Raw genomic sequence first — 26,287 nt, 5'->3', positions numbered from 1 at the left:
CCGGTAACGTCGCCCGGCGTGAGCCACAAGAGCCCCAAGGACTTCTTCCGCCCCCTGGCCGTCGGTGCGCCGGCGCCGCTGCACGAGATCCCGGCCCGGCCGAGCCGGGCGATCCACTTCTTCGACCCGAGCAACGAGAAGATGGCGGCGAAGGTCCCGGGCATGGTCGGCACGGTCGACGTGCTGCTCGGCAACCTCGAGGACGCGGTCAAGGCCGACAACAAGGTCGCGGCCCGGGAGGGCCTGGTGCGGATCGCCCGCGAGACCGACTTCGGCCCGACCCAGCTGTGGACCCGGATCAACGCGCTCGACAGCCCGTGGGTGCTCGACGACCTGACGACGCTGGTGCCGGCGATCGGCGACAAGCTCGACGTGATCATGGTGCCGAAGGTCCAGGGGCCGGAGGACATCCACTACGTCGACCGCCTGCTCGCCCAGCTCGAGGCGAAGGCGGGTCTCGAGCGGCCGATCCTCGTCCACGCGATCCTCGAGACCGCGCGGGGCATGGCCAACGTCGAGGAGATCTGCGGCGCGAGCCCGCGGATGCAGGGGCTGAGCCTCGGTCCGGCCGACCTCGCCGCGGACCGGAAGATGAAGACCACCCCGCGTCGGCGGCGGCCACCCGGGCTACCTCGTGCGCCAGGACCCGCCGCGCGGCGACGACGGCACCGCGCAGGTGGAGGCGCAGCGCAGCGTCTTCCAGCAGGACCTCTGGCACTACACGATCGCGAAGATGGTCGACGCCTGCGCGACCCACGGGATCTACCCCTACTACGGGCCCTTCGGCGACATCGCCGACGTGGTGGCCTGCGAGGACCAGTTCCGCAACGCGTTCCTCCTCGGCTGCGTCGGCACCTGGACCCTCCACCCGAAGCAGGTGGCGATCGCCAACCGGGTCTTCTCCCCCAGCGTCGAGGACGTCACGCACGCCCGCCGGGTGGTCGCGGCGATGGGCGACGGCACCGGCGCGGTGATGATCGACGGCAAGATGGAGGACGACGCCTCCCTCAAGCAGTGCCTGGTGATGGTCGAGCTGGCCGAGCGGCTGGCCGCCGTCGACCCCGAGCTCGCGGAGCGCTACGCCGGCATCGGCTCGGACGCGGAGGCCTGAGCCGATGACCACCGAGCTCCGTCCGCGCCGCTCCGTCCTCTACATGCCGAGCTCCAACGGGCGGGCGCTGGAGAAGGCGAAGTCGATCCCGGCCGACGGCATCATCTTCGACCTCGAGGACGCCGTCGCGCCCGACGCCAAACCTGCCGCCCGGGAGGCCGCGGCCGCCGCGGTCGCGAGCGGTGAGTACGGCCGTCGCGAGCTGACCATCCGCGTCAACGGCACCGGCACCGAGTGGCACGAGGCGGACCTCGCGGCCGCTGCGCAGGCCGGCCCGCACGGGGTCGTCGTACCGAAGGTCGGCAGCGCCGACGAGGTACGCCGGCTGGCCGCAGCCCTCGAGCGCGCCGGCGCACCCGACCACACCCGGCTCTGGGCGATGATCGAGACCCCGGTGGCGATCCTCGACGCGCTCGCGATCGCGACCGCCGACGAGCGGCTCGCGGTGCTGGTGATGGGCACCAACGACCTCGTAAAGGAGCTGTACGCCGAGCACGTCCCGGGCCGCGCCCCGATCCTCCCCAGCCTCCACACGGCGCTGCTCGCGGCGCGGGCGGCCGGGATCGCGATCGTCGACGGCGTCTACAACGACGTGAAGGACCTCGACGGCTTCCTCGCCGAGTGCGAGCAGGGTCGCCAGATGGGCTTCGACGGCAAGACCCTCATCCACCCCGGCCAGGTCGACGGCGCCAACCAGGCGTTCGCGCCGAGCGAGCGCGCCGTCGACGAGGCCCGCGGCCTGATCGCCGCGTGGGAGGACGGCGCGGGCAGCGGCGTGGTCACCTACCGGGGCCGGATGGTCGAGAACCTCCACGTCGAGTCCGCCCGCCGCACCCTCGCCGTGCACGAGGCGATCCAGGCGCTGGACGGCTGAGCCCGGATCCGTCGCCGTCGCCCGTGGGTGCCCGCGGGGCGACGTGACGGGCAAAACCTCCACTTGTCCGGCAAAGCAATGCCCGACAAGTTGAGGTTTCCCCGGTCGGCCGGGGAAACCTCACGCCGCGTCCCCGCGAAAACCCCACCCCGCCAAACCCCACCCCCGCACCCACCCCGCCACCGGCGCCGCGGGAGGCCAACTACCGTCCTCCCATGACCGCCCTGCTCATCCGCCGCGCCCGGTTGGTGCCGGTGCGTCCCGGCGACGAGGCGCCTCCGCACCCGGTCGACGTGCTGGTCGAGGACGGCGTGGTCACGCGGGTCGCGGAGGACGTCGGGCGGCCGCCGGGGGCGGAGGTGGTGGACGCCGGCGGGCGCTGGGTGTCGCCCGGCCTGTGGGACGCCCACGTCCACCTCGGGCAGTGGACGCTGGCCAGCCACCGGCTCGACACGTCGGCGCTCCGCTCGCCCGAGGAGGCGGTGCACGCGGTGGCGCAGCGGGTGGCCGCCGAGCCGGGCCGACCGGTCGTCGGCTGGGGCCACCGCCCCGGCTCGTGGGAGCGGGAGGGCACGGCGACCGAGCTCGACGAGATCACGGGCGTCACCCCGGTGGTGCTGATCGCCGGCGACGGCCACCACGCGTGGCTCAACAGCGCGGCCCAGGCCGCGCTCGGCCTCGAGCTCCGCGACGACGTCGTGCGGGAGGCGGAGTGGTTCGCCGCCTACGAGCGGCTGGCGGCGCTGGTGCCCGACGACCTCGGGTCGCCGGCCGCCTACCGCGAGACGCTGCGCCGCGCCGCCGCGCTCGGGGTGGTGGGCATCGTCGACTTCGAGTTCGGCGGCGACGTCGAGGCGTGGCGCCGGCGCTGGCCGGCGGGCGCCGACCTGCTGCGGGTGCGCACGGCCGTCTACGCCGAGACGCTCGACGACGTGGTCGCCGAGGGATTGCGCACCGGCGACCTGCTGCTGCCCGGCGACGACCGGCTCACGATGGGCCCGCTCAAGATCATCAGCGACGGGTCGCTCAACACCCGCACCGCGTGGTGCCACGAGCCGTACGTCGAGGGCGACCACCCGCAGCCGGCCGGCGCGCCGAACGTCGACCCGGCCGGGCTCACCGAGCTGCTCGCCCGTGCCCACCGCGCGGGCCTCGAGGTCGCGACCCACGCGATCGGTGACGCGGCGGTCGACGCCGCGCTCGCGGCGTACGAGACGACCGGCGCACGCGGCTCGGTCGAGCACGTCCAGCTCGTCGCCCGCGAGGCGGTCGGACGGCTGGCCCGGCTCGGCCTGCGCGCCAGCGTGCAGCCGCACCACCTCGTCGACGACCGCGACCTCACCGAGCAGGTCTGGGGCGACCGCGCCCACCGCGCCTACGCCTTCCGCTGGCTGCTCGACGCCGGCGTCACCACCACCCTCGGGTCCGACGCCCCGGTGTCGCCGCTCGACCCGTGGCTGGCGATCGACGCCGCCGTCCGCCGCACCGGCGACGACCGGCCGGCCTGGCACCCCGAGCACGCGCTGACCCGGCAGGAGGCGCTCGCCTGCTCCGTCGACGGGCAGCCGACCGTGGGCCCCGGCTCCCGCGGCGACCTGGTCGTGCTCGACGACGACCCGCTCACCGCCACCCGTCCCCCGGTCGTGGTCACCGTCGTGGCGGGCCGGGTCGTCCACCGCGCCTGACCACCCCTCACTGGTGGACGTTAGGCGCAGACAGGAGTAGGTCTCTTGTCTGCACCCCGGGTCTGCCGGGTCACTGCCGGGCTGACCGAGTCGCCCTTCGTGGACGACCTGGCTGAGAGTTGCAGGGCCCGGTGGCCCGGGACGTGCAGATCGGCCATAGGGCTTTGCGCCAAGGCTTGCCGGCCTGGAGCGCCTCAGTGAGCGACCGACCGTCACGTCCCGGACCGGAGTGCTGAATCCGTGGGCTAACGGAAGGAGAGCACTCACATGCAGGCTACGCCCACTTTCGCCGGGATCGACTGGTCTTGGCAGCACCACGCGCTGTGCATCGTCGACGACACCGGGCAGCGCATCGAAGAGGCCACCGTGCCGCACTCGCGGCCGGGGCTGGCGAAAATCACCACCCTGTTGCGACGACACGGTGTCGCGCAGGTGGGGATCGAACGTGGCGACGGTCCGGTGGTCGAGCACCTGATCCGCGACGGGTTCGAGGTCGTGGTGATCTCAGCCCGGCAGGTGAAGTCGCTGCGGGCCCGCTACGGCACTGCGGGCAACAAGGACGACCGGTTCGATGCGTTCGTCCTCGCCGACGCGCTGCGCACCGACGCCGGCCGATGGGCGGTCGTTCGACCCGACTCTGCCGAGACGATCGCGTTGCGGATGCTGGTCCGTGCCCGCCAAGACCTGGTCGGGCACCGCATCGCGGTTCACAACCAGCTGCTGGCGGTGCTGCAGCACAACTTCCCCGGCGCGATCGGCCTGTTCAGCCAGCTCGACATCCCGATCAGCCTCGCCTTCCTGCGCCGATTTCCCTCTGAAGCGAAGGCCGCGTGGCTGACCGCCGGAGGTGGTGAACTGCGAATGGCGCACTGGCTCAAGGCCAACAGCTACTGCGGGCGCCACACCCCACGCCAGCTGGTCGACCACCTCGGCAAGGCCGCTGAAGGGCGCACCACCGGTGCTGCCGCCGAAGCGTCCGAGCTGATCGTCACGACCTTGGTCGAGGTCCTTATGGGCCTGCGCGCCAGTCAGGACGAGCTCGAGACCCGGATCCGCGAAGCGCTCCTCGCCCATCCCGACGGGCCGCTCTTCCAGTCCTTGCCCCGGGCCGGGGTCGTCCGCGCAGCAACCCTCCTGGCTGAGATCGGCGACTGCCGCGCACGATTCCCCGACGCCCAGTCCCTGGCCGCCGCCGCCGGCGTCGCACCCTCGACCCGCCAGTCCGGCAAGCACCGCAACGTCGCCTACCGCCGCGGCTGCAACAAGCAGCTACGAGCCGCGCTCATCGACTGGGCCCAGGACACCCCACGCGCCAACGCCTGGGCCCGCGACACCTACGACCGGGCCCGGGCTCGCGGCTGCCGCCACCCCCACGCAGCAAGGATCCTCGCCCAAGGCTGGACCAGGATCCTGTGGCGCTGCTGGCAAGAACGCGTGCCCTACGACACCGACCGCCACGGCCGCCTCAACGACCTCCTCCAGGAGGCCGCTTGACATAGGGCTCTCAGCCGCCGACCGGCCCGCCCAGGCCGTCCTCGTGCCCCAGCGCGATCGTCAGCGCGAGCACCGTCTCGGGGTCCTCCAGCCGGTCGCCGTAGAGGTCCCGCAGCTGCGTCATGCGGTAGCGCACGGTCTGTGGGTGCACGAACAGAGCCTCGGCCACCTCGTCGCGCCGCCCCTGGTGGAGCAGCCACGCGCGCAGCGTCTCGGTCAGCTTGGCGGCCGACGCCGGCCGCAGCCCCGCCAGCGGCTCGAGCGCCTGCGCCCGGAGGTCGGCGAGGGCGAGCGGGTCGGCGGTCAGCACCAGCGCGGGGAGGTGGGCCTCGGTGTCGGCGCCCAGCCCGAGCTGGCGCACCCGCAGCGCGCGGAGGTACGACGACCGGGCGTCCAGCCAGGGCCGGCCGGGCCCGACGACGCAGCCGAGCGGCTCGGCGACCCGGAGCAGCGCCGACCGCGCCCACCGGTGCACGTCGGGTGCGAACAGCAGCACCGCCTCGTCGAGGTCGGGCAGCTCCGCGGCCTGGAGGGTGCCGGCCGGGAGCGACTGGAGCACGGTGCCGGCGTGGGCGTCGGGGGCGATCACCGCGGTCAGCGTCTCCGGCGGCGTCCACTCCGCCCGCTCGGCGTGCCGCACGACCGCCGGTTCGGGCTCGCCCTCGAGCAGCGCCCTGACGATCCGTTCGAGGAGGCGGTGCCGCGCCCGGCCGGTGCTGGCCGACTCGTCGGCGTGCCCGGCGGCGCTGGCCGCGGAGAGCTGGTCGATGTAGGCGAACACCCGCTCGGCGAACTCCGCGAGCATCGGCGCGCCCGAGTCGTGGGCCACCGCGTGGCCCGACAGCTGGCGCCAGGCGACCCGGGCCCCGATCCGGTACGCCGCGAGCAGGGCGTCGATGGTCCGCCCGCTGCGGGCCTCGCCCCGGCCGAGCTGGTAGGCGCCGTCGATCGCGGGCCGGAGCAGCCGGTCGGGATCGGGGTCGCGCCGGTGGCTCACCAGCGAGAGGAAGGTGCGCAGCGCCAGCTGCACGGCGTTGCGGATGACCTCGCCCATCTGGTCGACGAAGGCGTTCTCATAGCTCGGCACCTCGGCGACGATCGTCTCGACGATGTCGTCGGCGACCTGCGGCAGCTGCATCCGGATCGCCGCCTCGACCTCCGCGGGCAGCGTGAACGGCCGCAACGCGGGGGGAAGAATCCATCACTACCCACCCCAACTTGTTCGCAAGCGTCAAAAAACCCGGCTCGATTCACCGTTCCCGGTCAGGACTTTAGTCGCCCCAACGAGCACTCTGGAAGAGTGACGACACCAGGCATCCCGACCACGCTGCTCCGCACCGGCAGCCGCCGTCCGCTGCGGACGGCGCTGCGCACGCGGCTCAAGGCCGTCGCCGACGCCGCCGTCACACCGCTGTCGGTCGACGACGTGCTCGACACCTTTCCACCCGCTCCGCGCCGGCACCGACCTGCGCGGCCGGATCGAGTCGATCCAGCCCGAGACCGCCGACGCCGCCACGATCGTGATCAAGCCCGGCCGCGACTGGCTGGGCCACACGCCCGGGCAGTACGTCCAGGTGGGCGTCGACGTCGACGGCGTCCGCCTGTGGCGGTGCTACTCCCTGACCCACGGCCCGCGGCCCGACGGCTGCATCAGCATCACCGTGAAGGCGATCCCCGACGGCACCGTCTCCAACCACCTGGTGCGCCGCGCGCGGCGCGGCCAGCTCGTCCACCTCCAGCAGGCCGCCGGCGAGTTCGTGCTGCCCAGCCCGCTCCCCGGTCGGTGCTGATGGTGACCGCCGGCTCCGGGATCACCCCGGTGATCGGCATGCTGCGGAACCTGTTCTCCAAGGCGCAGCCGCCGCGCACCGACATCACGCTGCTCCACGTCAACCAGCGCGAGCCCGACTCCATCTTCAAGCGCGAGCTGCGGGCGCTCGCCGCCGCCGGGCGGATCCGGCTGATCGAGCACTTCGACGACCGCGACGGGCTGCTCGACCCGGCCGCGCTCGACCGGCTGGTGCCCGACCTCGCCGGCCGGACGGCGTACGCCTGCGGGCCGAGCGGTCTCCTCGACGCCCTCGAGGAGCTGTACGCCGACCGCGGGCTGACCCTGCACACCGAGCGGTTCCGGCCGCCCGCGCTGGCCGGCGGCGAGGGCGAGGGCGGCACCGTCACCTTCGCCGACGGCACCGTCGTCGAGGCCGACGGCGCCACGCCGATCCTCGACGCCGCCGAGGACGCCGGCGTCCTGATGCCGAGCGGCTGCCGGATGGGCATCTGCATGGCGTGCGTGCTGCCGATGCGGGAGGGCGCGGTGCGCGACCTGCGCAACGGCGAGGTCACCGTCGCCGTGCCCGGGGAGACCGGACCGGGTGGCGTGAAGATCCAGACCTGCATCAGCTCGCCCGCCGGCGGCTGCCACCTCGACCACTAGACCCGGCGGTCGGCAGGTCGCAGCGCGACCGCCTCGAGACCCCGGACCTCACCCCCTCGACCGAGAGAGACCGATGACCTCCATCACCAACAAGCCGCAGAACCCGATCGCCCACCTCACCCCCGAGGACGTCGAGGCCATCGGCGCCGAGCTCGACGCGATCCGCCAGGAGGTGCTCGACACCCGCGGCGAGCGCGACGCGCGCTACATCCGCCGCGTCGTCGACGTGCAGCGCAAGCTGGAGCTCGGCTCGCGCGCCGTGCTGCTGTTCAGCGCCCTGCCGCCGGCCTGGCTGGTCGGCACCGCCGGGCTCTCGGTGGCCAAGATCCTCGAGAACATGGAGATCGGCCACAACGTCATGCACGGCCAGTGGGACTGGATGCGCGACCCCAAGATCCACTCGACCAGCTGGGAGTGGGACAACGCCTCGCCGTCGGAGGGCTGGAAGCACTCCCACAACCAGGTGCACCACACCTACACGAACATCATCGGCAAGGACAACGACCTCGGCTACGGCATCATGCGCGTCGACGAGGAGCAGAAGTGGCACCCCCGCTACCTCGTCCAGCCGCTGTGGAACTTCCTCAACGCCTGCATCTTCGAGTACGGCATCGCGGCCTACGACATGGACCTCGGCCACTACGCCCGCAAGGGCGGCGTCCGCAAGGCCTGGCGGACCAACGCGGAGTTCCGCCGCCGCGCCCAGGGGACGCTGCGCAAGATCCGCCGGCAGTTCACCAAGGACTACGTCGTGCACCCGCTGCTGTCGGCGCCGACCGGCTCGTTCGTCAGCACGCTGATGGCCAACGCGGTCGCCAACGTGGTGCGCAACCTGTGGTCGCACTCGGTGATCATGTGCGGCCACTTCCCCGAGGGCGTGGAGACCTTCGAGCTCGCCGCGATCCCCGAGAAGGAGACCCGCGGTGAGTGGTACCTCCGGCAGATGCTCGGCTCGGCCAACATCTCCGGCTCCAAGGCGATGCACATCATGACCGGCAACCTCAGCCACCAGATCGAGCACCACCTCTTCCCCGACCTGCCGAGCAACCGCTACGCCGAGATCGCGCCGAAGGTGCGCGCGATCTTCGCGAAGTACGACCTCAACTACCACACCGCGCCGCTGCCGCAGCAGGTCGGCAGCGCCTGGCACAAGGTGTTCCGCCTGTCGCTGCCCAACGGCTGGCTGGCGACGACCAACCGGCGCAACCTGACGAGCCAGCTGCAGCTGCTCTACAAGCTCGCCCGGTCCGACCGCCGTACCCGCCGGGTGCTCACCCGGCAGCTCGAGGCGGCGGCCCGGGAGCAGCAGGGGGAGTACGCCGCGGCGGCCTGAGCCGCGCGGGGGCGGGGCGGCCGCGCGGCGGGTCGGAGGGGGTGCCGGGCGGGGTGATCGCCCCGTCGGCCCCGGCAGCCGCAGATTCATCACGGTATGCAGCCGAACCTGCGCCTCCCACGGTGGGTACGCCGTGGGAAGTGCCAGCTCGGCGACATACCGTGATGAACCTGCGGCGCCCGTGACCTGAGCGACCCGCTCGCCCGACCGCGCCCCCTCCGCCCTCCGGACGACCCCGTTCGTCCCTGCGGACGAATTTGCGCACCCGCCGGGCATGGCCGGCGCCGGGCGGGGTCACGCTGGCGGCATGCCGAAACGACCCCTGACCCTGCTGACCGCCCTCCCGGCCGCCGTGCTGGTCCTCGCGACCGCCGCGTGCGACGGCTCCGACGCCGCCGGCCGTGACGACGGCGGCGACGCCGGGTCGTCCCTCGTCCCGGAGGACGCGTCGGTCGCGTGGACCGTCACGCTCGAGGAGGACTGGTCGCCGGTCCAGGCCGTCGCCGCCGGCGACGTCACCGTGGTGTCCACCTCGTGGGAGATCGACGAGGGCTCCGAGGTGACGGCCTACCGCCACGACGGCTCGGTGGCGTGGGTCTACGAACGCGTCTACGGCGGTGCGCTGCTCGCGCCGGTCGGCGACGACGCGGTCCTCGTGTGCGACGACGACGAGGCGGTCACGCTCGCCGCCGACGACGGCTCGGTGGTGGAGGAGGGCCCGGCCGACGACGAGCGGTGCCCGGGCGCCGACGACGAGGAGGGCATCCCGGTGCCGCGCGATGACGAGGCCTACACGGTCGCCGGCGAGGAGCTGGTCGTCGACGGCCCCGACGGCGGCTACACGATCGCGCTCGAGGACACCGGCCCCGAGATCTGGGGCGTCGAGGGCGGTGTGGTGACCTTCGACGACGCCACCGACCAGGTGCGGCTCTACCGCTGAGCCCGTTTCACCGGCCCGGGCCGAGGGCAGGACCCCCGACGTGCCCGAGCCGCCGCCCCGCCGTCCGGCCGCGCCAAGCCCCCGCACCGGGCCCTGCACCGACCACCCCGAGCCCCCGGACGCTGGCGTTCCTCACCGTCGGTCTCGCGCTCGTCCTCGCCGTGCTCCTGGTCGCCGCGCTTGCCTGGCGCGACGGGGGGGAGCGCCACGCCCGGCGTCGCCGGCGACGCCGTCGCTGGGCGGGCGGACGAGCGCTGGTCGACCGACCTGGACGTGGACGGGAACGCCGAGCTGGCCCACCGCGTCGGCGACGTGGTGGTGGTGTTCCACCAGGGCGAGTACGCCCCGGACGACTTCGCCGAGGACTCCTCGCTCGTCGGCTACGACGACCACACCGGCGAGGTGGTGTGGCGCAGCGTCTCCACGAGCGGGCCGATGGAGCCGCCGACGGTGACCGCCGCCGGCGATGCGTTGATCGTCCCGGGCACCGACCGGGTCCGCGCGCTCGACGCCCGGTCGGGCGAGGAGCGGTGGGCGGTCGACGGGTTCTGGGAGGTGCTCGGCGAGCACGACGGCGTCCTCGTCCTCGCTCCCGACCACGACGCCTTCTTCGACCCGCCGCCACCCGGCCGGACGCTGCTCGTCGAGGCCGGGTCGGGCGACGTGGTGGCCGACCTGCCGGGGACGCCGTTCGCCGTCGGCACCGCCGGCGTCTCCGTGCTCGACGGCGACACCGTGCGCCAGCTCGACCTCGACGGCGAGGAGCGCTGGGCGACGACGCTCGACCGCGCGGGACCGGACGCCGGCGTCGTCGACGGCGCCGCCGGCGACGGGCTGGTGCTGCTCTCCGTCCCCCAGCCCGAGCAACCAGACCGGCCAGACCGGCCCGACCGTTTGGTCGCCCTCGACGCCGACGGCGGCGCCGTCCTGTGGCAGGAGGAGGCGTACGACGCCGACGTGCTCGAGCGCGGCCCGGACGGCCGGGTCGCGGCGCTCCGGCTGCCGTCCGGCTCCTCCTCGTACGACGACGGGACGGCCGAGCTGGTGCTCTACGGGCGCTCCGGCGAGGTCGCGGCGACCGAGGTCCCGCTGGCCGCGGGGAGGTATGGCGTGACGCCGTTCCTCGCGGTCCCCGGCACCGGCGACTTCCTGGTGAGCGGACCCGCCGGCGTGGTGATCGACGCCGATCTCGACGTCGCGCGGCACGACGGGATCGTGGTCGGCGCCGTCGACGAGGGGGTCTACGTCCTCGACGGCACGACCCTCCGCCTGGCGGCGTGGGACTCCACCGAGGAGCGGGAGGTCGCCACGGGCGTCGAGGGCGACGTGCTGCCGGTGGACGGCGCGCTGCTGGTGGCCCACGACGACCGGCTCACGCTCCTCCGCTGACTGCGCCGGCGCCGCGCGCCGTACGCTGTGGCCATGGGCCACGTCACGTGCACGATCGAGGACGGCGTCGCGCACGTCCGGCTGGACCGGCCGGAGAAGCTCAACGCACTCACGCTCGACATCCTCGACGACCTGGTGGCGACGGCCCGCCGGCTGCGCCGTGACAAGACCCCTGCGGGCGGTGGTGCTCGCGGGCGAGGGCGACGCGTTCTGCGCGGGCCTCGACTTCGGCACCGTGCTCCGCGACCCGGCGGGGATCGCGAAGGCGTTCGCGCCGCGGCCGTGGCGCCGCGGCGGCACCAACACCTTCCAGGAGGCGCCCTGGGCGTTCCGCCGGATCCCGGTGCCGGTGATCGCGGCGGTGCACGGCCACTGCCTGGGCGGCGGGCTGCAGATCGCGCTGGCCGCCGACTTCCGCGTCGCCACCCCGGACTCCCGCTGGTCGGTGCTCGAGGGCAAGTGGGGCCTGATCCCCGACATGTCGGGCATCCGCAGCCTCTCCGAGCTGGTCGGCATCGACCAGGCCAAGCTGCTGACGATGACCGCCGAGGTCTTCGACGGCAGCCGGGCGCACGAGCTGGGTCTGGTCACCCGGCTCGACCACGACCCGGTGGCCGGTGCCGAGCGGCTCGCGCGGCAGCTGGCGACGCGGTCCCCGGACGCGCTGGCCGCGGCCAAGCGGCTCTTCGACGGCACCTGGACGGCGAGCCCGCGGCGTACCTTCGCCCGTGAGCGGGTCGAGCAGGCCTTCCTGCTCGCCGCGCGCAACACGAAGGCGGCCCGCGAGGCCGCGTTCGGCAAGTCCGAGCCGGTCTACGGTCCGCGCGGCCGCTGACCCTCACTCCTCGGACGCCGCGGCCTCCCGCCGCTCCGCCTCCCGCCGGCGGCGCCGGATCTCGCCACGGGCGACCACGAACGCCAGCACCACCGGCCACACGTACTTAAGGTACGACAGCACCTCCCGGACCCAGCCCGGCACCGACCAGTCCGGCCACGGCACCGACGGCAGGTCCGGCCAGGGCACGGCGGGAAGGTCCGGCCACGGGATCCGCGGCAGGTCGGGCCACGGCAGGTCGGGCAGGTCGATGGAGAACGCGAGCCGCGCCAGCAGCGCGGCGAGGAGGATCGGTACGGCGACCGCGGCGACCGCCGTGGCGGTGCTCAGCAGGGTGTAGCGGGTCGGGTGGGCGAGCATCCGCTGCTCGTGCCGCTCCGCGGCCGAGCCCGGCTCCGGGTCCAGGTCGGTGCCGCCGGCGCCGGTGCCGAGCTGCACCTCGAGCGTGTCACCGGGCGCGAAGAGCGTGGCCCGCCGCGGAGCGCCCAGGCCGCTGAACCGCACCAGCACCCCGCCGAGGTCGTCGCGGTCCGCCGCCCGCAGCCGGATCTTGTCCTCGAGCGCGGCCCGCTCGGCGACCAGCTCGTCGTCGACGTACCACCGCACGCGGTGCCGGGCGGAGCCCTCGGCCTCCACCCGGTGGGCGCGGCCTTCCACGGTGCGGTGCCAGCGCTGGGCGGTCACACAGCCACCGTAGGGAGCGGCCCGGGCCGCGCACATCGGCCACCGGTCGGCAGCCGGCCACGACTTTGGTCGGGTGCCGCGCCCGTCCCCCGGCAGCGCTGCCGGGTCAGGGGTACTGCAGCCCGACCGTCTGCTCGCTGAGCTCCCACAGCCGCCGGGCGGCGGCCCGGTCGCGGGCGAGCCGGCTGCGGCCGACGGTGCGGGGCCGGCCGGAGAGCTGCCGGAAGCCGCCGGGGCCGCAGTAGGAGTCGCCCGGGAGGTCAGCGGTGGCCGCCATCAGCGGCGGCCACGCCCCGGCGGCAGCCGACTGCGACACGGCCCGGATCGTCGCGTCGAGCACCGAGGCGACGCCGCCCGCCGAGCGGCCGTACTGGCCGTTCGCAGCGAGGTGGGTGCCCGCGAAGCCCGGGTGCGCCGCGACCGCGGTGATCGGCAGCCCGGCGGCGCGGCAGCGGCGGTCGAGCTCGCTGGTGAAGAGCAGGTTCGCCAGCTTGGACCGGCTGTAGACCGCCCACCGCGAGTAGCGGCCCGACGGGAGCCGCGGGTTCTCGAGCGGCGGCCGGCGGGCCGCGGTGTGCATCAGCGACGACACGGTCACGACGCGGGCGTCGCCGGCGGCGACGAGCTGCGGCAGCAGCAGGCCGGTCAGCAGGAACGGCCCGAAGTGGTTGGTCGCCATCTGCAGCTCGAGCCCGTCGGGGGTCCGGCGGAACGGCGTCCCCATGACGCCGGCGTTGTTGACGAGCACGTCGACCGGGCCGAGCCGGGCGGCCGTGGCCGCGGCGCGCCGCACCGAGCCGAGGTCGGCGAGGTCGAGGCGCAGCGTCTCGAGCTCGGCGTCCGGGACGTCCGTGCGGACCGCGGCCGCCGTCTGGTCGAGCTTCGCCTCCGTGCGGCCGGCGAGCACCACGCGGGCTCCCCGCCGGGCGAGCTCGAGCGCGGTGTGGTGGCCCAGGCCGCCGAGCGTGGGACCGGTGACGAGGACCGTGCGCCCCGACTGGTCGGGGATGTCGGAGACGTCCCAGGTGGTTGCGGGCGCCGTCACGGCGTGGTCCCGAGGTTGGCGACGACGCGGCGGCCGAGCTCCGCGTCGCCCTCGACCTTCACCGCGCCCTCCTCGGCGGGGCGCCGGCCGCCGGCGAGCACGACGAACGTCGCCCGGTCCATCGCCAGCCGCACGGTCGGCGTCGCCGGCTCCTCGGCGAGCCGCTGGGCGCGGCCGGTGTCGTCGACCTCGACGGCGACGACCGGGCTGCCGTCGACGGCGAGCACCGCGGTGGTGCCGGACGGCGGGGCGACCCGCTTGCCGACGACGTACCCGAAGCCCTCGGCGAGGTAGTCGGCGGTGTGCTGCGCCGCCGCGGTGTCCATGCCGCCGGGCCGGTCGACGGCGCGGCGCACGTCCTGCTCGTGCATCCAGACGTCGAGCGGGCGGTTGCGCAGCAGCGTCCGCTGGTTCCAGCCGATCAGCCCGAACATCCCGGGCGCGGGCGCGGCCGCGTCGTCGGGCGGGGCGGCCAGCAGGGCCGCGCGGCGCTCGGCCGACCGGGCGCGGATCTCGTCGACGATCTCTGCCGGGGCGCGGTCGCGGCGGGTGACGACGCCGATCTCGGTGAACTGCCCCATCGGACCGGTGACGTGGGGGACGTCGCCGATGTCGGCCGTCTCCTCGGGGCCGCCCGCGAGGAGGCTCTCGAGGTGCGCGACGTGCGAGGCGACCGCCTTGACGTCCCAGCCGGGCAGGTCGGTGGGCCGCGCCCAGTCGTCCGCGCCGAGCTGCTCGAGGAGGGCGAGGAGGTCGCCGACCGCCTGCCACCAGGTCTCGACGTAGCCGGCCAGGAGCTCGCGGTCGCTCATGCGCGCGATGGTAGCGAGCCGGCGCCTTGCTACGGCCGCTGCCGGGGCACCCGCACGTCGACGGTGACGAGCAGGCCGTCGTAGGCGTCCTCGATGGCCGAGCGCACGGCCGACGCACCGCGGTCGCTGGTGCCGCGGGGCAACCGGACGAGGAACAGCGACTCCACGTACGGCTCGCGCGCCACGTCCTGGGTGGTGACGTGGACGTAGACCCGGCGGTAGTCACGGGCCTGCCGGGCGCCGACCAGCGCGGCCTCGGCCACGTCGTCGGCGGCCGCCTCGGGCTCGAACACGCGCAGCTCGAGCCGGTCGTCGCCGTGGCGGACGTCGAGGTTGCCCTCCTCGCCGTGGTGCTCGTTGACGAGACCCTCGTAGGCGGCCTCGAACACCGCCGCGACGTCCTCCGGCGTGGCGGCGTCGGCCATCCGCACTCTGAGATTGACGTCGGCCGGGTCGAGGGTCACCGGTTCGACGTAGTCGAGGGTCACCTTCGCCACGCCGCTCAGGTCGCCGAGCGTCTGCTCGAGGTCCTCGGCCTCGGCGGAGCGGTCCGGCCCGGCGAGGCCGCAGCCGCCGAGGAGGAGGGCGGCGCAGGCGACGAGACCGGCGACGGCACGGGCGGTGGTGGTCATGCGTCGATCGTCCGCCGGGGGCGGCGCGGGCGCCTGAGCACGGGTACTCGACCTCCGGCCGTCAACGACCGAGGAACCGGGCGATGGCCGGCCGCCCGTCGGGGAACGCCAGGCGGGCGGCGTAGAGCGCCCGGTGGGCGGCGGGGCCGCGGTGCCCGAGCCAGAACGGCGGGCGCGGCGGCACCGTCGTGCGCCGGCGGACCCAGCCGTGGAAGAACATCAGCGTCCGCCCGCCCTCGACCAGGACGTCGGCGCCGCCGGGGCCGCACAGCCCGCGGGTCGACCGCCGGGTGAGCAGCGGGACCGGCCGGGCGGCGGACCAGTCGGTCAGCGTGGTCGAGGTCCGCACCATGGTGCGGTAGCTGCAGCGCGACCAGTCCTCCTCCGAGGTCAGGAGGTGGTAGGTGTCGCCGCGCCGCAGCACCACCGGGTTCTCGGTGACGCCGTCGTAGCGGAACAGCTCGGTGCTGACCGCACCCGGCGCCGGCGCCAGCCCGGACCGGCCGAGCGGGAGCAGCCGGATCGACGACGGGATCCCGTCGGTCTTGTAGAGCAGGTGCCGCCGCCCGCCGCGGTCGACGAACAGCGACGGGTCGATCACGCCGCGGCGCGGCAGGCCGCGGGTGCCGGGCACGGTGTCGGCCGCGCGCGGCGTACGGGCGCCGGCGTGGCACACCAGCGGCCGCCGGTCGACCGGGCGGAAGGCGGCGTACGCCGTGGGCGCGGTCGCCACCCCGATGCACCGGCGCCCCTCGCCGAGCCCGCGGACCGGCGCGGCGAAGTAGAGCACCCACCGGCGGCCGACCCGGGCGATGTCGGCCGCCCAGACCTCACCGGCGCGCGCCCAGCGGGGCAGCCGGCGCAGGGCCGGGCGGGTCCACCGCCAGCCGCGACCCGGCTCCCAGCGGGCGCGCCGCACGAGCGGGCCGGTCGCCACCAGCACCCGCCCCGACGCGGTCCGTGCGACGCTCGGGTCGCCGGTGCGGTCGGCGGCGAACACCGGCCGCGGGTACGGCGCGGCGCGGTCGACGGTCTCCGCCCGCACCGGGGCGACCAGCGCCACCACGGCGGCCAGCACCACCACGCACCCGAGCAGCCGCCACGTCCCCATGGGGCCGAACCCTAAGGGCAGGACGACGACGGCCGCCCCGGTGTCCCGGGACGGCCGTCGTCAGTGCGTCTGGCCGATCGGTCAGAAGGCCGATTCGTCGAGGTCCATCAGCGAGAGGTCGGTGGCCTCGGCGATCGCGCGCTCGGCGGAGATCCGCGGCAGGTTGGTCTGCGCGAAGAACTGGGCCGCCGCCACCTTGCCCTCGTAGAAGGCCTGGTCGGAGCCCGGGTCGCCCGCGAGCCGCTCCAGCGCCACCTCGGCGCCGCGGAGCAGCAGCCAGCCGCAGACCACGTCGCCCAGCGCCATCAGCAGGCGGGTGGTGTTGAGCCCCACCTTGTAGATGTTGCGCAGGTCGCCGCCGGAGCTGACGTCGGCCGACATCAGGTCGTTGATCATCAGGCTGACCAGCGCCTGGGCGTCGTCGAGGGCGGTCGCGAGCAGCGCCCGCTCGTTCTTCAGCCGCCCGTTGCCGGCCTCGGACTCCAGGAACGCCTTGATCTCGCCGGCCAGGTGGCCCAGCGCCCGGCCCTGGTCCTTGACGATCTTGCGGAAGAAGAAGTCCTGGCCCTGGATCGCGGTCGTGCCCTCGTAGAGGGTGTCGATCTTGGCGTCGCGGACGTACTGCTCGATCGGGTACTCCTGCAGGAAGCCCGAGCCGCCGAAGGTCTGCAGCGACTCGGTGCCGAGCAGCACCCACGACCGCTCCGAGCCGTAGCCCTTCACGATCGGCAGCAGCAGGTCGTTGACGGCCTCGGCCAGCTCGTCCTGCTCCCCCGCGGCGGCAGCCGCCATCACCTTGTCCTGCCAGGTGGCGGTGTAGAGCACCAGCGAGCGCATCGCCTCGGCGAACGCCTTCTGCGTCATCAGCGACCGGCGTACGTCGGGGTGGTGGGTGATCGTCACCCGCGGGGCGGTCTTGTCGGCCGCCTGGGTGAGGTCGGCGCCCTGCACCCGCTCCTTGGCGTACTCCAGCGCGTTGAGGTAGCCCGTCGACAGCGTGGCGATCGCCTTCGTGCCGACCATCATCCGGGCGTTCTCGATGACCTGGAACATCTGGGCGATGCCGTTGTGCACCTCGCCCAGCAGCCAGCCGCGGGCGGGCTCGCCGCCGCCGACCTGCGGGTCGCCGAAGGTGAGCTCGCAGGTGTTGGAGACCTTGATGCCCATCTTGTGCTCGACGTTGGTGACGTAGACGCCGTTGCGCTCACCCGTCAGCTCGCCGGTCTCGTGGTCGAAGTGGTGCTTGGGGACGATGAACAGGCTCAGCCCCTTGGTGCCCGGGCCGCCGACGCCCTCGACGCCCTCGGGCCGCGCGAGCACCAGGTGGATGATGTTGTCCTGCAGGTCGGACTCAGCGCTGGTGATGAAGCGCTTGACGCCCTGGATGTTCCACGAGCCGTCGTCGTTGGGGGGTGGCCTTCGTGCGGCCGGCGCCCACGTCGGAGCCGGCGTCGGGCTCGGTCAGCACCATCGTCGCGCCCCAGCCCCGCTCCACCATGATCTGCGCGATCCGCTTGTCGCGGTCGGTGCCGTTGCGGTGCACGACGCTGCCCATCGACGGGCCGGTCGCATACATCCAGATCGGCGCGTTGGCGCCCAGCACCATCTCCGCCAGCGCCCAGTTGAGCGACGCCGGGGCCGGCTGCCCGCCGATCTCCTCGGGGATCTGCAGCCGCCAGAACTCCGCCGCCATCCACGTGTCGTAGCTCTTCTTGAACGACTCCGGCAGCGGCGCGGTGTTGGTCGCCGGGTCGAACACCGGCGGGTTGCGGTCGCTGTCGACGAACGACGCGGCCAGGTCCTCCCGGGCGATCCGCGCGACCTCGGCGAGGATCTCCCGCGCGGTGTCGGCGTCGTACTCCTCGAACGGACCGGCACCGTAGACCTCCTTGCGACCGAGGAGCTCGAAGAGGTTGAACTCGATGTCGCGGAGGTTGCTCTTGTAGTGGCTCACTGTTCCACCGTTTCTTCGCAGATCGGATGCAGGACCGCGAGCAGGCCTGCGACCTACTCGCCAGTAACTTAATCATACGAGGGGTCACGACCACGGACAAGCACGGGGCCATCTGCAGTGATCCGATCGACATATCTGCGAGACTGGGCCCATGCGAGTCTCCGCCAAGTCCGACTACGCGCTCCGCGCACTGATCGAGATGGCGGGGCGCGCGGACGGCCGCCCCATCAGCGCCGAAGAGCTCGGCCGGCTCCAGGACATCCCCCACGGCTTCCTCCAAGCCATCCTCGCCGACCTCCGCCGCGCCGGCATCGTCATGTCCCAACGCGGCCAGTCAGGCGGCTGGCGGATGGGCCGACCCGCCACCGACGTCTCCGTCGCCGACGTCATCCGCGCCGTCGACGGCCCCCTCGTCTCCGTCTACGGCCTCCGCCCCGAAGCAGTCAGCTACAACGAGTCCGCCAGCGTGCTCCAGCACGTCTGGATCGCCGCCCGCCGCTCCCTGCGCGAGGTCTTCGAAGAAGTCTCGATCCAACAGCTCTCCGACGCCGCCCTCCCCGACGCCGTCACCGCACGCACCGCCGACGAGGACGCCTGGCAGCCGCATTGAATGGCGCTCGCTTCGCTCGCGCGTGTCGCGCAGCGCTGCAACGCCGCGTCTTCCCCTCCCTCCGCTCGGTCGCTCGTTCCTCGCTCCCTCGCTCCAGTCAGTCCAGACGCGGCGGCGCTGCGCGACCTTCGGGTCAATGGGGGTCCCGCGGGGCGAGGCGGCTTGGCGGCCGGACGCGGCGGCGCTGCGCGACCTTCGGGTGATCGGGGTCAGGCGACGGGGGTGAGGCGCCGCCTGAGGCCGCGGCGCCGGCGGTCGGTCTGGGCGACCTGCTGCTCGAGGCAGTCGTTGCGACGGGCGAGGCGCTCGATCTCGCGAAGCGCGTCGTGGAGGGCGCGGTCGAGGTCGGCGGCGCGGTCGGCCGGGTCGGCGACCGGCGGGTCGCCGAGGACGGCGGCGACGTCGCCGTGGACGTCGTACCCGCCCGCCTCGATCCGGTCGGCCCAGGTGCGGGCGATGGTGCGGACCACGGCCGCCCGCTCGGGAGGTACGGCGCGCGCCAGCGCCAACGGGCGGGCCGTGGCCGACTGGGGGACAGCGTCGAGGCGGAGCGACGCGGTGCCGAACCCGGCGACCCTGCCGACGCCCCGCCACGCCGACTGCCGGGCCCGGGCCGGCTGCCCGGGCTCGGTCTCGACGAGAACCACGTGCAGCCGCTCCGGCTTCCGCACCGCGGCACCCCACCGGTCCAGCACCTGGCACAGGTCGGTCTCCGGCTCACCCGGCGCGGTCCACGCGTGCGGGGAGGTCACCGTGACGACGACGTGGACCTCGAACCCGGCCAGCCCGTCGAGCAGCAGCGCGATCTCGGGCCGGGTGGCGCGGCACAGCAACGGCTGGCTCACCACCACCGTCTGTCGGCCCTTCCACGCCCGGCGGCACATCCGCGCCCACACACCCTCGACCTCCGACCGGGCGAAGCCCCCACGCCTCGTGCTCGCGCAGCACCTCGACCGCGGCGCGGAACGAGTCCTGCGGCGACTCGGCCGGCACGTCGACACCGAGCTCGGCGAGCGCGCGCCGGTGGTGCACCAACGCCGCCTCGACCACGTCCCCGACCCCCGGCATCCCGACGTGCACGAACGCCTTGCGCTTCCTGGCCATGCCGGCAGCGTGACCCGCGAGGGTGAGCGGGGGGTGAACGTCGGGCGACGTCGGCGCAGGTTCATCAAGGTATGTCGGTGAACCCGCGCCTCCCACGGCGTACCCACCATGGGAAGCGCTGGTTCGGCGACATCCCGTGATGAACCTGCGACCAGCCGACCACCACTAGAACGTGTTCCAGTTCCCGCCGTACGATCCCGCCATGATCACCTCGGACGCCATCACCTGGAACGCACCGGACGACCCGCACCCCGCCCGGGCCGCCTCGCAGCGGTCGTACTCCGCGGTCGCGAAGGGCGACCTGGAGGAGTGGCTGACCGTCTACGCCGACGACTGCGTGCTGGAGGACCCGGTCGGCCGCTCGATGTTCGACCCCGAGGGCACCGGCCACCGCGGCCACGCCGGCATCGCGGCGTTCTGGGAGAAGGCGATCGCGCCGGTCGCGCGGTTCGCGTTCGAGATCGACGACTCCTTCGCCAACCCGGAGAGCAACACCTGCGCCAACGTCGGCCGGATCCGCACCTGGTTCGCCGACGGCAGCCACACGGTCACCGAGCTGGTGATGGTCTACGTCGTCGGCGACGACGGCCGGGTGCGGTCGATGAAGGCGTTCTGGGAGCCGGAGCGGACGATGGCGAGCTTCACGAGCGCGTGAGCCGTCACGACCCGTGCTCGGCCAGCCAGCTGACGAGCGGGCGCAGCCGGCGCCAGTCGTCGCGGACCCGGTCGAGCAGCTCGGCGGTGTGGACGAACGGCTCGAACCCGTAGCGCTTCGAGCCCAGCACGGTCCGCATCCTCAGCAGCTCGATCCGCGGGTGGTCCTTCTCGAACCCGCGCGGCGTGGTCTTGAGCCGCTCGCCGCCGATCTCGAACCCGCCCGTGCGCAGGTCGCGGAGGATCCGCTCGAGCACCGCCCCCGTCCGGGCGTCGGCCATCGCCTGCCGGATCGCCGCCAGCTGCGGCCCGGACGCGTGGTACGTCCCGCCCCCGACCCGTACGCCGGGCGCGGCCACCTCGACGTACCACCCCGTCGCGGGCGCCACCCCGACGAACGCCCCCTGGTGCGTCTTGTACGGCGTCTTGTCGCGCGCGAAGCGCACGTCGCGGTAGGGGCGGAACACCTTCGCCTCGCCGAACTCCTGCGCCAGCGCGTCGGTCAGCGCGACGACCGGGGCCCGCACCTGCTCCAGGTACACCGACTTGTGGGCCTCCCAGAACGACCTCGTGTTGTCGACCTCGAGGTCGTCGTAGAAGTCGAGGGCCGCGACGGGGATGCCGGTGAACTCCACGGCGGCGAGGCTACGTGGGCTGTAGGGCGGTGGTGGAGGAGGGCTGGCGAGGGGTGCGGTTTGGGACCAAACCTCACGTCTCGCGGGCCGGAACTTGCGGTTTGGGACCAAACCTCACGCTTCACGGCCCGAACCTGCGGTTTGGGACCAAACCTCACGCCTCGCGGACCGGGAGCTGCGGTTTGGGACCAAACCGCACCACACCGCTCGTCGTCAGCCTCGCGCACGACGATTGGTCACGAACCGCACCGTCACGAAGCTCAGGCCTGCGGTTTGGGACCAAACCTCACGCCTCACGAGCCTGAACCTGCGGTTTGGGACCAAACCTCACGCCTCACGAGCCGACCACAGCCCGGCCCCGGCCGCCAGCCGGAGCCACCCACGAGGAGAAACGGAGCGGATGACGAGGCTCGAACTCGCGACATTCAGCTTGGGAAGCTGACGCTCTACCAACTGAGCTACATCCGCAGCGCCCGCACCAGGTGCGGGCGAGGATGGATGTTACCTGATGGGCGACAGCTGCGGTCGCTTCGGCTCCACCCCGTCGCCGGAGGAGCGGCCGGTGAGGCGCCGCTGCACCCACGGGGCGAGGTGGGTGCGGGCCCACTGCAGGTCGGCGTGGCGCTGGGCGCGGCGGTCGAGCAGGGGGACCTCGGGCACCGGCAGCGGGGCGAGCGGGTGCTGGACGCCGAGGGCGTCGAGCACCTCGATGGCGATCGCCTGGTGGCCGACGGGGTTGAGGTGGAGCCGGTCGTCGTCCATCACCTCGGCGACCTTCCAGCCGCGCATCCGCCACATGTCCACGACGGTGGCGCCGTGGCGGTCGGCGATCTCGCGGACCCACTCGTTGAAGATCGCGGTGCGGCCGCGGATCATCCGGATCACCGGGTTGAGGCCCGGGTCGGCGATGGTGAACACGACGACGTGAGCGCCGCCGGCGGCCAGCCGCCCGACGGCGTCGTCGTACGCCGCGGCGAGCGCGTCGAGGTCGACCTTGGGCCGGAGCACGTCGTTGCCGCCGCCGTGGATCGTGACCAGGTCGGGCTGGAGGGCGACGGCCGGCTCGACCTGCTCGGCGATGATCGCGGGGAGCTTGCGGCCGCGGATGGCGAGGTTGGCGTAGCCGAAGTCGGTGGTCGTGGCGGCGAGTACCTCGGCGACCCGGTCGGCCCAGCCGCGCCAGCCGTTGGGTCGCGCCGGGTCGGGGTCGCCGACGCCCTCGGTGAACGAGTCGCCGAGCGCGACGTAGCGGTGGAACGTCATGCCGACATTGTGGACCGCCGCTCCGACGCCCTGACCGGCCGCCTCCCCGCGCCGGTAGGGTGCGTGCGTGCTGCTGAGCGACCGCGACATCCTGGCCGAGATCGAGGGCGGCCGGGTGGCCATGGACCCGTGGGAGCCGGCGATGCTGCAGCCGTCGTCGATCGACGTGCGCCTCGACCGGTTCTTCCGGGTGTTCGAGAACCACAAGTACCCCCCACATCGACCCCGCCGCCGACCAGTCCGACCTCACCCGGATGGTCGAGCCGGACGGCGACGAGCCGTTCATCCTCCACCCGGGCGAGTTCGTGCTGGGGTCGACGTACGAGGTGGTCTCGCTGCCCGACGACATCGCGGCCCGGGTGGAGGGCAAGTCGTCGTTGGGACGGCTCGGCCTGCTCACCCACGCCACCGCCGGCTTCGTCGACCCGGGGTTCTCCGGCCACGTCACGCTCGAGCTCGCCAACGTCGCGACGCTGCCGATCAAGCTCTACCCGGGCATGAAGATCGGGCAGTTCTGCTTCTTCCGGCTCTCCTCGCCCTCCGACCACCCCTACGGGTCCGCGAAGTACGGCTCCCGCTACCAGGGCCAGCGCGGCCCGACGCCGTCGCGGTCCTACCTCGGCTTCCACCGCACGACGATCTGACGCGCGGCCACCACCTCGCCGGCACATCGGTTAGGCTGCCCTAAGTAGGGCCGGAGCGTCCGGCACCGCACCCAGGGAAGCGAGCCGATGACCGCCACCAACGAGTACGTCGCCAGCCTGCCGATGATCCTCGACGAGGTCGAGGTCCGCGGCGTCGAGCGGGTGTCGCCGTCGTTCGTCCGGGTCGAGCTCGGCGGTGACTGCCTCGCCGAGTGCGGTGTCGACGGTCACCTCTACGACCAGCGCCTCAAGATCGTGTTCCCCAACGCGGCGGGCGACCTGCCGTCGTTCGCCGACATGGACGACTCGTGGTGGTCGACGTGGCTGCAGATCCCCGAGGAGGAGCGCGGCTCGATCCGCACCTACACGATCCGCGACCTGGTCGGCTCCGGCACCGACACCCGGCTCGTCGTCGACATCGTCGTGCACGAGCCGACGCACGATGAGTCCGGCCCCGGCAACGACTGGGCGCTCCGCGCCCGGCCCGGGGACCGGGTGATCGTGCTGACGCCGCGCCGGGGCCACCAGTTCGGCGGCATCGAGTGGGCGCCGGGCGACGCGTCGCGGCTGCTGCTCGTGGGCGACGAGACCGCGGTGCCGGCGATCCGCGGCGTGCTGCGCGACCTCCCGGGCGACGCTCGCGGCGCCGCGTTCGTGGAGGTGCCCGTCGACGGCGACGTGCTCGACGACCTCGTCGCGCCTGCCGGGGTCCAGGTCACCTGGCTGCCCCGCAACGGCGCCCGCGGGGGTCGACCTGCACACCGCGGTGATGGCGCACCTCACCGGCACCCCGGCCGACCCGGTCGACGTCGCCGACGAGGAGATCGACCCCGACCTGTGGGAGACGCCGGTCTACTCCTCCTCCGGCGAGGAGGTCGTCGAGACCACCCGGGTGCCCGCCGACGGCACCCCGTTCCCCGGCCTCTACGCCTGGATCGCGGGCGAGTCGAAGGTCGTCACCGGCCTGCGCCGCCGGCTGGTCAAGGAGCTCGGCATCGACCGCGGCCAGGTCGCGTTCATGGGCTACTGGCGCGAGGGCGTCGCGATGCGCTCCTGACCCTCATCGCACCGGCAGTGTCACCACCGACCGGTGCCCCGGACCGGTGTGGAGCGTGATCGGGACGGTGTGGTCGAGCACGTCGCCGAGGTGCGGCAGCAGGTGCGGCACGTCGTAGCCCTGGATGCTCAGCCGGAGCCGGTGTCCCGGCCGGATCACCGCTCCGGTCGGGAAGATCTCGACGTCGACCGGCGCGACCTGCCCCGGCCGCAGCCGCTTCTTCGCCGCCTTCGTGTGCGGGTGGTAGGGCTGGACGAGCCGTCCGTCGAGGAAGCGCGAGCGCCCCTTGGCCAGCTTGCGGTGGGAGATCACCTGCCAGCCGCCGGTGATCCGGCTGACCTTCCCGTTGGGCGCGACGTCCTCCACGACCACCGACAACATGCCGTCGCCGCTCGGTGACGAGACGTGCAGCCGGGCGTTGATCGGCCCCTGGAACCGCACCGCCCTCTTCACCGGCGCGGTCTGGAAGGTGAGCCCGGACAGGTCGTTGAGGGCGTGGTCGTCGAGACACGGGCTGTCGGGCCAGACGGCGTTGAGGATGCCGGCGGTCCACTGGTTGGCCGAGCGGCTGCACAGCCCGGAGACCGGCAGCGGCAGCAGCGTGGAGCGGCCGGCCGCGGGCGACGTACGCCGCAGCGCGCCGGCCTTGCCGCCCATCCGGGCGGTGCCGCTCAGGGCGTAGGTGCGGGCGTCGAGGTCGCGGGCGAGCCAGCGGTTCTTGCGGACCCAGCGGCCGGAGCCCTGCTCGTAGTAGGTGAGCGGGGCGATCTCGCCGAGCCGGCCGTTGCGGCCCTTGATCCAGTGGTCGAACCAGCGCAGCTGCAGCTCGGCCAGCGAGCCGTAGCCGGCCCGACCGACCTCGGCGCCGGAGGAGCCCTGCAGGTGGTCCCAGGGTCCGAAGATCATCTTCACCGGCGCGCCATTGCGCTGGAGCCGCTCGAACACGAGCGGCGTGCCGCGCTGGAACAGGTCGAACTGCCCGCCGACGAGGAACGTCGGGACGCGCACGTCGTCGAGCACCTCGATCGGCGACCGCTCGCGGTAGAACGCGCTGTCGTAGGCGGCGTTGCCGCCGAGGACCGCGTCGAGCAGCAGCGGCCCCGTGAACGTGGTCGCCGTGGTGAGCCGGTCGAGCAGCCACCGCAGCCCGGCGTCGGGGGTGGTGGCGGCGTACGCCGGCGGCACCAGGCCGGTGACCGTCACCAGGCCCATCCAGAGCGGGATGAAGCCGACGTCGACCTGGCCGCCGGACGCGACGACGTCGCGGTAGACGTCGGCCGCCGGGACCTGCGGGAAGATCCCCTTCAGGCCCTTGGGGTGCCGGCCGGCGGCGAAGAGCTGGCTGATGCCCATGTAGGAGGCGCCGGTCATGCCGACCTTGCCGTTGCTCCACGGCTGGCGGTGCGCCCAGGTGACGATCGCGCCGGCGTCCTTGTTCTCCCGGGCGCTGAAGGCCTTCCAGACACCGCCGGACGCGCCGGTGCCGCGGGCGTCGACCGTGAGCTGGGCGTAGCCGCGCTTGACGAGGTAGTCGGGGTCGGCGCCGGCGAGCACCGACCCGGCGCCGCCACTGATCACCGACTTGTTGTAGGCGGTGATGGTGACGATGACCGGCAGCCGGCGGTCGACGGCCCGGCCGTTCGCGCCGGCCGGGAGCTCGAGGTCGGCACGCAGGACCACGCCGTCGTCCATCCGGATCGGGATGTCGGTGCGGGTGACGGTCGCGGCGTACCGGGCCGGCCGCGGCTTCCAGGCACTCGGGCGGCGGGCTGCCGTGCTCGCGGGTGCCGGCGCCCTCGTGGAGGTGGTGGCGGTGGTGGCGGTGGTGCCGACGGCTGCAGCGGCGCCGCCGGACGGGGCGACCAGGCCGGCGCCGAGCAGGGCGCCGACCGCGGACAGCGCCGCCGTGGCGACCAGCCGGCGGCGGGGACGGTGGTGGGGCATGGGGACTCCCTCGCTAGCTCGGAAGGGGCCAACGAGGGGA

General features: G+C 73.7%; 24 protein-coding genes, 1 tRNA gene and 3 pseudogenes. 16 read left to right on the top strand and 12 right to left on the bottom strand.

What is annotated here, in order from left to right; all coding sequences use genetic code 11:
• The first annotated feature begins 18 nt into the window (after positions 1-18).
• From MF408_RS11790 to MF408_RS11775, 4 genes are all read left to right on the top strand, one after another.
• Complete coding sequence (locus MF408_RS11790; RefSeq protein ID WP_240251503.1) at positions 19-1,119, top strand: aldolase/citrate lyase family protein; 1,101 nt, start codon at positions 19-21, stop codon at positions 1,117-1,119.
• On the top strand, positions 1,116-1,985 hold the full coding sequence (locus MF408_RS11785) for a CoA ester lyase (protein WP_240251502.1): 870 nt from the start codon (positions 1,116-1,118) through the stop codon (positions 1,983-1,985). Before MF408_RS11790 ends, MF408_RS11785 begins: the two co-directional genes overlap by 4 nt.
• Before the next feature lie 215 nt (positions 1,986-2,200).
• Positions 2,201-3,670: an amidohydrolase family protein gene (locus MF408_RS11780; protein WP_240251501.1), complete on the top strand. Its 1,470-nt coding sequence runs from the start codon at positions 2,201-2,203 to the stop codon at positions 3,668-3,670.
• A gap of 267 nt (positions 3,671-3,937) precedes the next feature.
• Complete coding sequence (locus tag MF408_RS11775; RefSeq protein WP_240251500.1) at positions 3,938-5,164, top strand: IS110 family transposase; 1,227 nt, start codon at positions 3,938-3,940, stop codon at positions 5,162-5,164.
• Positions 5,165-5,174: 10 nt separating this feature from the next.
• Here the strand turns inward: MF408_RS11775 and MF408_RS11770 are convergent, their stop codons facing one another.
• The gene (locus tag MF408_RS11770; RefSeq protein ID WP_240251499.1) at positions 5,175-6,347 is read right to left on the bottom strand and encodes a PucR family transcriptional regulator; all 1,173 of its coding nucleotides are present in this window, start codon (positions 6,345-6,347) and stop codon (positions 5,175-5,177) included.
• Between the two features lie 337 nt (positions 6,348-6,684).
• Here MF408_RS11770 and MF408_RS11765 point away from each other — a divergent pair, with 337 nt between their 5' ends.
• From MF408_RS11765 to MF408_RS11740, 6 genes are all read left to right on the top strand, one after another.
• The gene (locus MF408_RS11765; protein WP_240251498.1) at positions 6,685-6,954 is read left to right on the top strand and encodes an FAD-binding oxidoreductase; all 270 of its coding nucleotides are present in this window, start codon (positions 6,685-6,687) and stop codon (positions 6,952-6,954) included.
• Positions 6,954-7,601: an iron-sulfur cluster-binding domain-containing protein gene (locus MF408_RS11760; protein WP_240251864.1), complete on the top strand. Its 648-nt coding sequence runs from the start codon at positions 6,954-6,956 to the stop codon at positions 7,599-7,601. The genes MF408_RS11765 and MF408_RS11760 overlap by 1 nt, the downstream gene beginning before the upstream one ends.
• 73 nt (positions 7,602-7,674) lie before the next feature.
• The gene (locus MF408_RS11755) at positions 7,675-8,934 is read left to right on the top strand and encodes an acyl-CoA desaturase (protein WP_240251497.1); all 1,260 of its coding nucleotides are present in this window, start codon (positions 7,675-7,677) and stop codon (positions 8,932-8,934) included.
• 307 nt (positions 8,935-9,241) lie between these two features.
• Positions 9,242-9,874 (top strand): PQQ-like beta-propeller repeat protein, encoded by a 633-nt coding sequence (locus MF408_RS11750; RefSeq protein WP_240251496.1) that lies wholly within the window; start codon positions 9,242-9,244, stop codon positions 9,872-9,874.
• Positions 9,875-10,054: 180 nt separating this feature from the next.
• On the top strand, positions 10,055-11,263 hold the full coding sequence (locus MF408_RS11745; protein ID WP_275693414.1) for a PQQ-binding-like beta-propeller repeat protein: 1,209 nt from the start codon (positions 10,055-10,057) through the stop codon (positions 11,261-11,263).
• A 160-nt stretch (positions 11,264-11,423) separates the two neighbouring features.
• Positions 11,424-12,098, top strand: coding sequence for a crotonase/enoyl-CoA hydratase family protein (locus MF408_RS11740; protein ID WP_240251494.1), 675 nt, complete (start codon positions 11,424-11,426; stop codon positions 12,096-12,098).
• A gap of 3 nt (positions 12,099-12,101) precedes the next feature.
• Here MF408_RS11740 and MF408_RS11735 read toward each other — a convergent pair whose 3' ends face one another.
• The 6 genes and pseudogenes from MF408_RS11735 to MF408_RS11710 all read right to left on the bottom strand — a co-directional run bounded on the left by MF408_RS11735 (position 12,102) and on the right by MF408_RS11710 (position 18,336).
• Positions 12,102-12,782, bottom strand: a complete 681-nt coding sequence (locus MF408_RS11735; RefSeq protein ID WP_240251493.1) for a hypothetical protein — start codon at positions 12,780-12,782, stop codon at positions 12,102-12,104.
• Positions 12,783-12,888: 106 nt separating this feature from the next.
• Complete coding sequence (locus MF408_RS11730; RefSeq protein WP_240251492.1) at positions 12,889-13,827, bottom strand: oxidoreductase; 939 nt, start codon at positions 13,825-13,827, stop codon at positions 12,889-12,891.
• Positions 13,824-14,639, bottom strand: coding sequence for a maleylpyruvate isomerase family mycothiol-dependent enzyme (locus MF408_RS11725; protein WP_240251491.1), 816 nt, complete (start codon positions 14,637-14,639; stop codon positions 13,824-13,826). The genes MF408_RS11730 and MF408_RS11725 overlap by 4 nt, the downstream gene beginning before the upstream one ends.
• Positions 14,640-14,668: 29 nt before the next feature.
• Positions 14,669-15,271 (bottom strand): hypothetical protein, encoded by a 603-nt coding sequence (locus tag MF408_RS11720; RefSeq protein WP_240251490.1) that lies wholly within the window; start codon positions 15,269-15,271, stop codon positions 14,669-14,671.
• A 61-nt stretch (positions 15,272-15,332) separates the two neighbouring features.
• Positions 15,333-16,382: a family 43 glycosylhydrolase gene (locus MF408_RS11715; RefSeq protein ID WP_240251489.1), complete on the bottom strand. Its 1,050-nt coding sequence runs from the start codon at positions 16,380-16,382 to the stop codon at positions 15,333-15,335.
• 81 nt (positions 16,383-16,463) lie between these two features.
• A pseudogene (locus MF408_RS11710) lies at positions 16,464-18,336 on the bottom strand (acyl-CoA dehydrogenase).
• Between the two features lie 151 nt (positions 18,337-18,487).
• Between MF408_RS11710 and MF408_RS11705 the strand changes: the two are divergent.
• Entirely contained in the window at positions 18,488-18,946 is a 459-nt protein-coding gene (locus MF408_RS11705; RefSeq protein WP_240251488.1) for an Rrf2 family transcriptional regulator, read from the top strand.
• Positions 18,947-19,155: 209 nt separating this feature from the next.
• On the opposite strand, the gene MF408_RS11700 is transcribed toward MF408_RS11705, so the two are convergent.
• Complete coding sequence (locus MF408_RS11700; RefSeq protein WP_240251487.1) at positions 19,156-19,791, bottom strand: hypothetical protein; 636 nt, start codon at positions 19,789-19,791, stop codon at positions 19,156-19,158.
• 88 nt (positions 19,792-19,879) lie between these two features.
• Between MF408_RS11700 and MF408_RS11695 the strand changes: the two genes are divergently transcribed.
• Complete coding sequence (locus tag MF408_RS11695) at positions 19,880-20,131, top strand: hypothetical protein (protein WP_240251486.1); 252 nt, start codon at positions 19,880-19,882, stop codon at positions 20,129-20,131.
• A gap of 121 nt (positions 20,132-20,252) precedes the next feature.
• The gene (locus tag MF408_RS11690; protein WP_240251485.1) at positions 20,253-20,705 is read left to right on the top strand and encodes a nuclear transport factor 2 family protein; all 453 of its coding nucleotides are present in this window, start codon (positions 20,253-20,255) and stop codon (positions 20,703-20,705) included.
• Positions 20,706-20,709: 4 nt separating this feature from the next.
• Here MF408_RS11690 and MF408_RS11685 read toward each other — a convergent pair whose 3' ends face one another.
• The 3 genes from MF408_RS11685 to MF408_RS11675 all read right to left on the bottom strand — a co-directional run bounded on the left by MF408_RS11685 (position 20,710) and on the right by MF408_RS11675 (position 22,602).
• Positions 20,710-21,339, bottom strand: a complete 630-nt coding sequence (locus MF408_RS11685; RefSeq protein ID WP_240251484.1) for a DUF2461 domain-containing protein — start codon at positions 21,337-21,339, stop codon at positions 20,710-20,712.
• Positions 21,340-21,734: 395 nt separating this feature from the next.
• Positions 21,735-21,807, bottom strand: a tRNA-Gly gene (locus MF408_RS11680).
• Positions 21,808-21,840: 33 nt separating this feature from the next.
• The gene (locus MF408_RS11675) at positions 21,841-22,602 is read right to left on the bottom strand and encodes an SGNH/GDSL hydrolase family protein (protein WP_240251483.1); all 762 of its coding nucleotides are present in this window, start codon (positions 22,600-22,602) and stop codon (positions 21,841-21,843) included.
• Positions 22,603-22,669: 67 nt separating this feature from the next.
• On the opposite strand from MF408_RS11675, the pseudogene dcd reads away from it, so the two are divergent.
• From dcd to MF408_RS11660, 3 genes and pseudogenes are all read left to right on the top strand, one after another.
• Positions 22,670-23,246, top strand: a pseudogene (dcd, locus tag MF408_RS11670) (dCTP deaminase).
• 87 nt (positions 23,247-23,333) lie between these two features.
• Positions 23,334-23,927: pseudogene (locus MF408_RS11665) on the top strand (siderophore-interacting protein); the annotation flags it as partial.
• Positions 23,928-24,015: 88 nt separating this feature from the next.
• Positions 24,016-24,303 (top strand): SIP domain-containing protein, encoded by a 288-nt coding sequence (locus MF408_RS11660; protein WP_240251862.1) that lies wholly within the window; start codon positions 24,016-24,018, stop codon positions 24,301-24,303.
• A gap of 3 nt (positions 24,304-24,306) precedes the next feature.
• On the opposite strand, the gene MF408_RS11655 is transcribed toward MF408_RS11660, so the two are convergent.
• Positions 24,307-26,247: a CocE/NonD family hydrolase gene (locus MF408_RS11655; protein ID WP_240251482.1), complete on the bottom strand. Its 1,941-nt coding sequence runs from the start codon at positions 26,245-26,247 to the stop codon at positions 24,307-24,309.
• Positions 26,248-26,287 lie beyond the last annotated feature (40 nt).

This window comes from Nocardioides sp. TF02-7 (genome assembly GCF_022437945.1).
GTDB lineage: Bacteria > Actinomycetota > Actinomycetes > Propionibacteriales > Nocardioidaceae > Nocardioides.
Note: the sequence above shows the minus strand (reverse complement) of the source record. Positions and strands in the feature narration are given on the sequence as shown.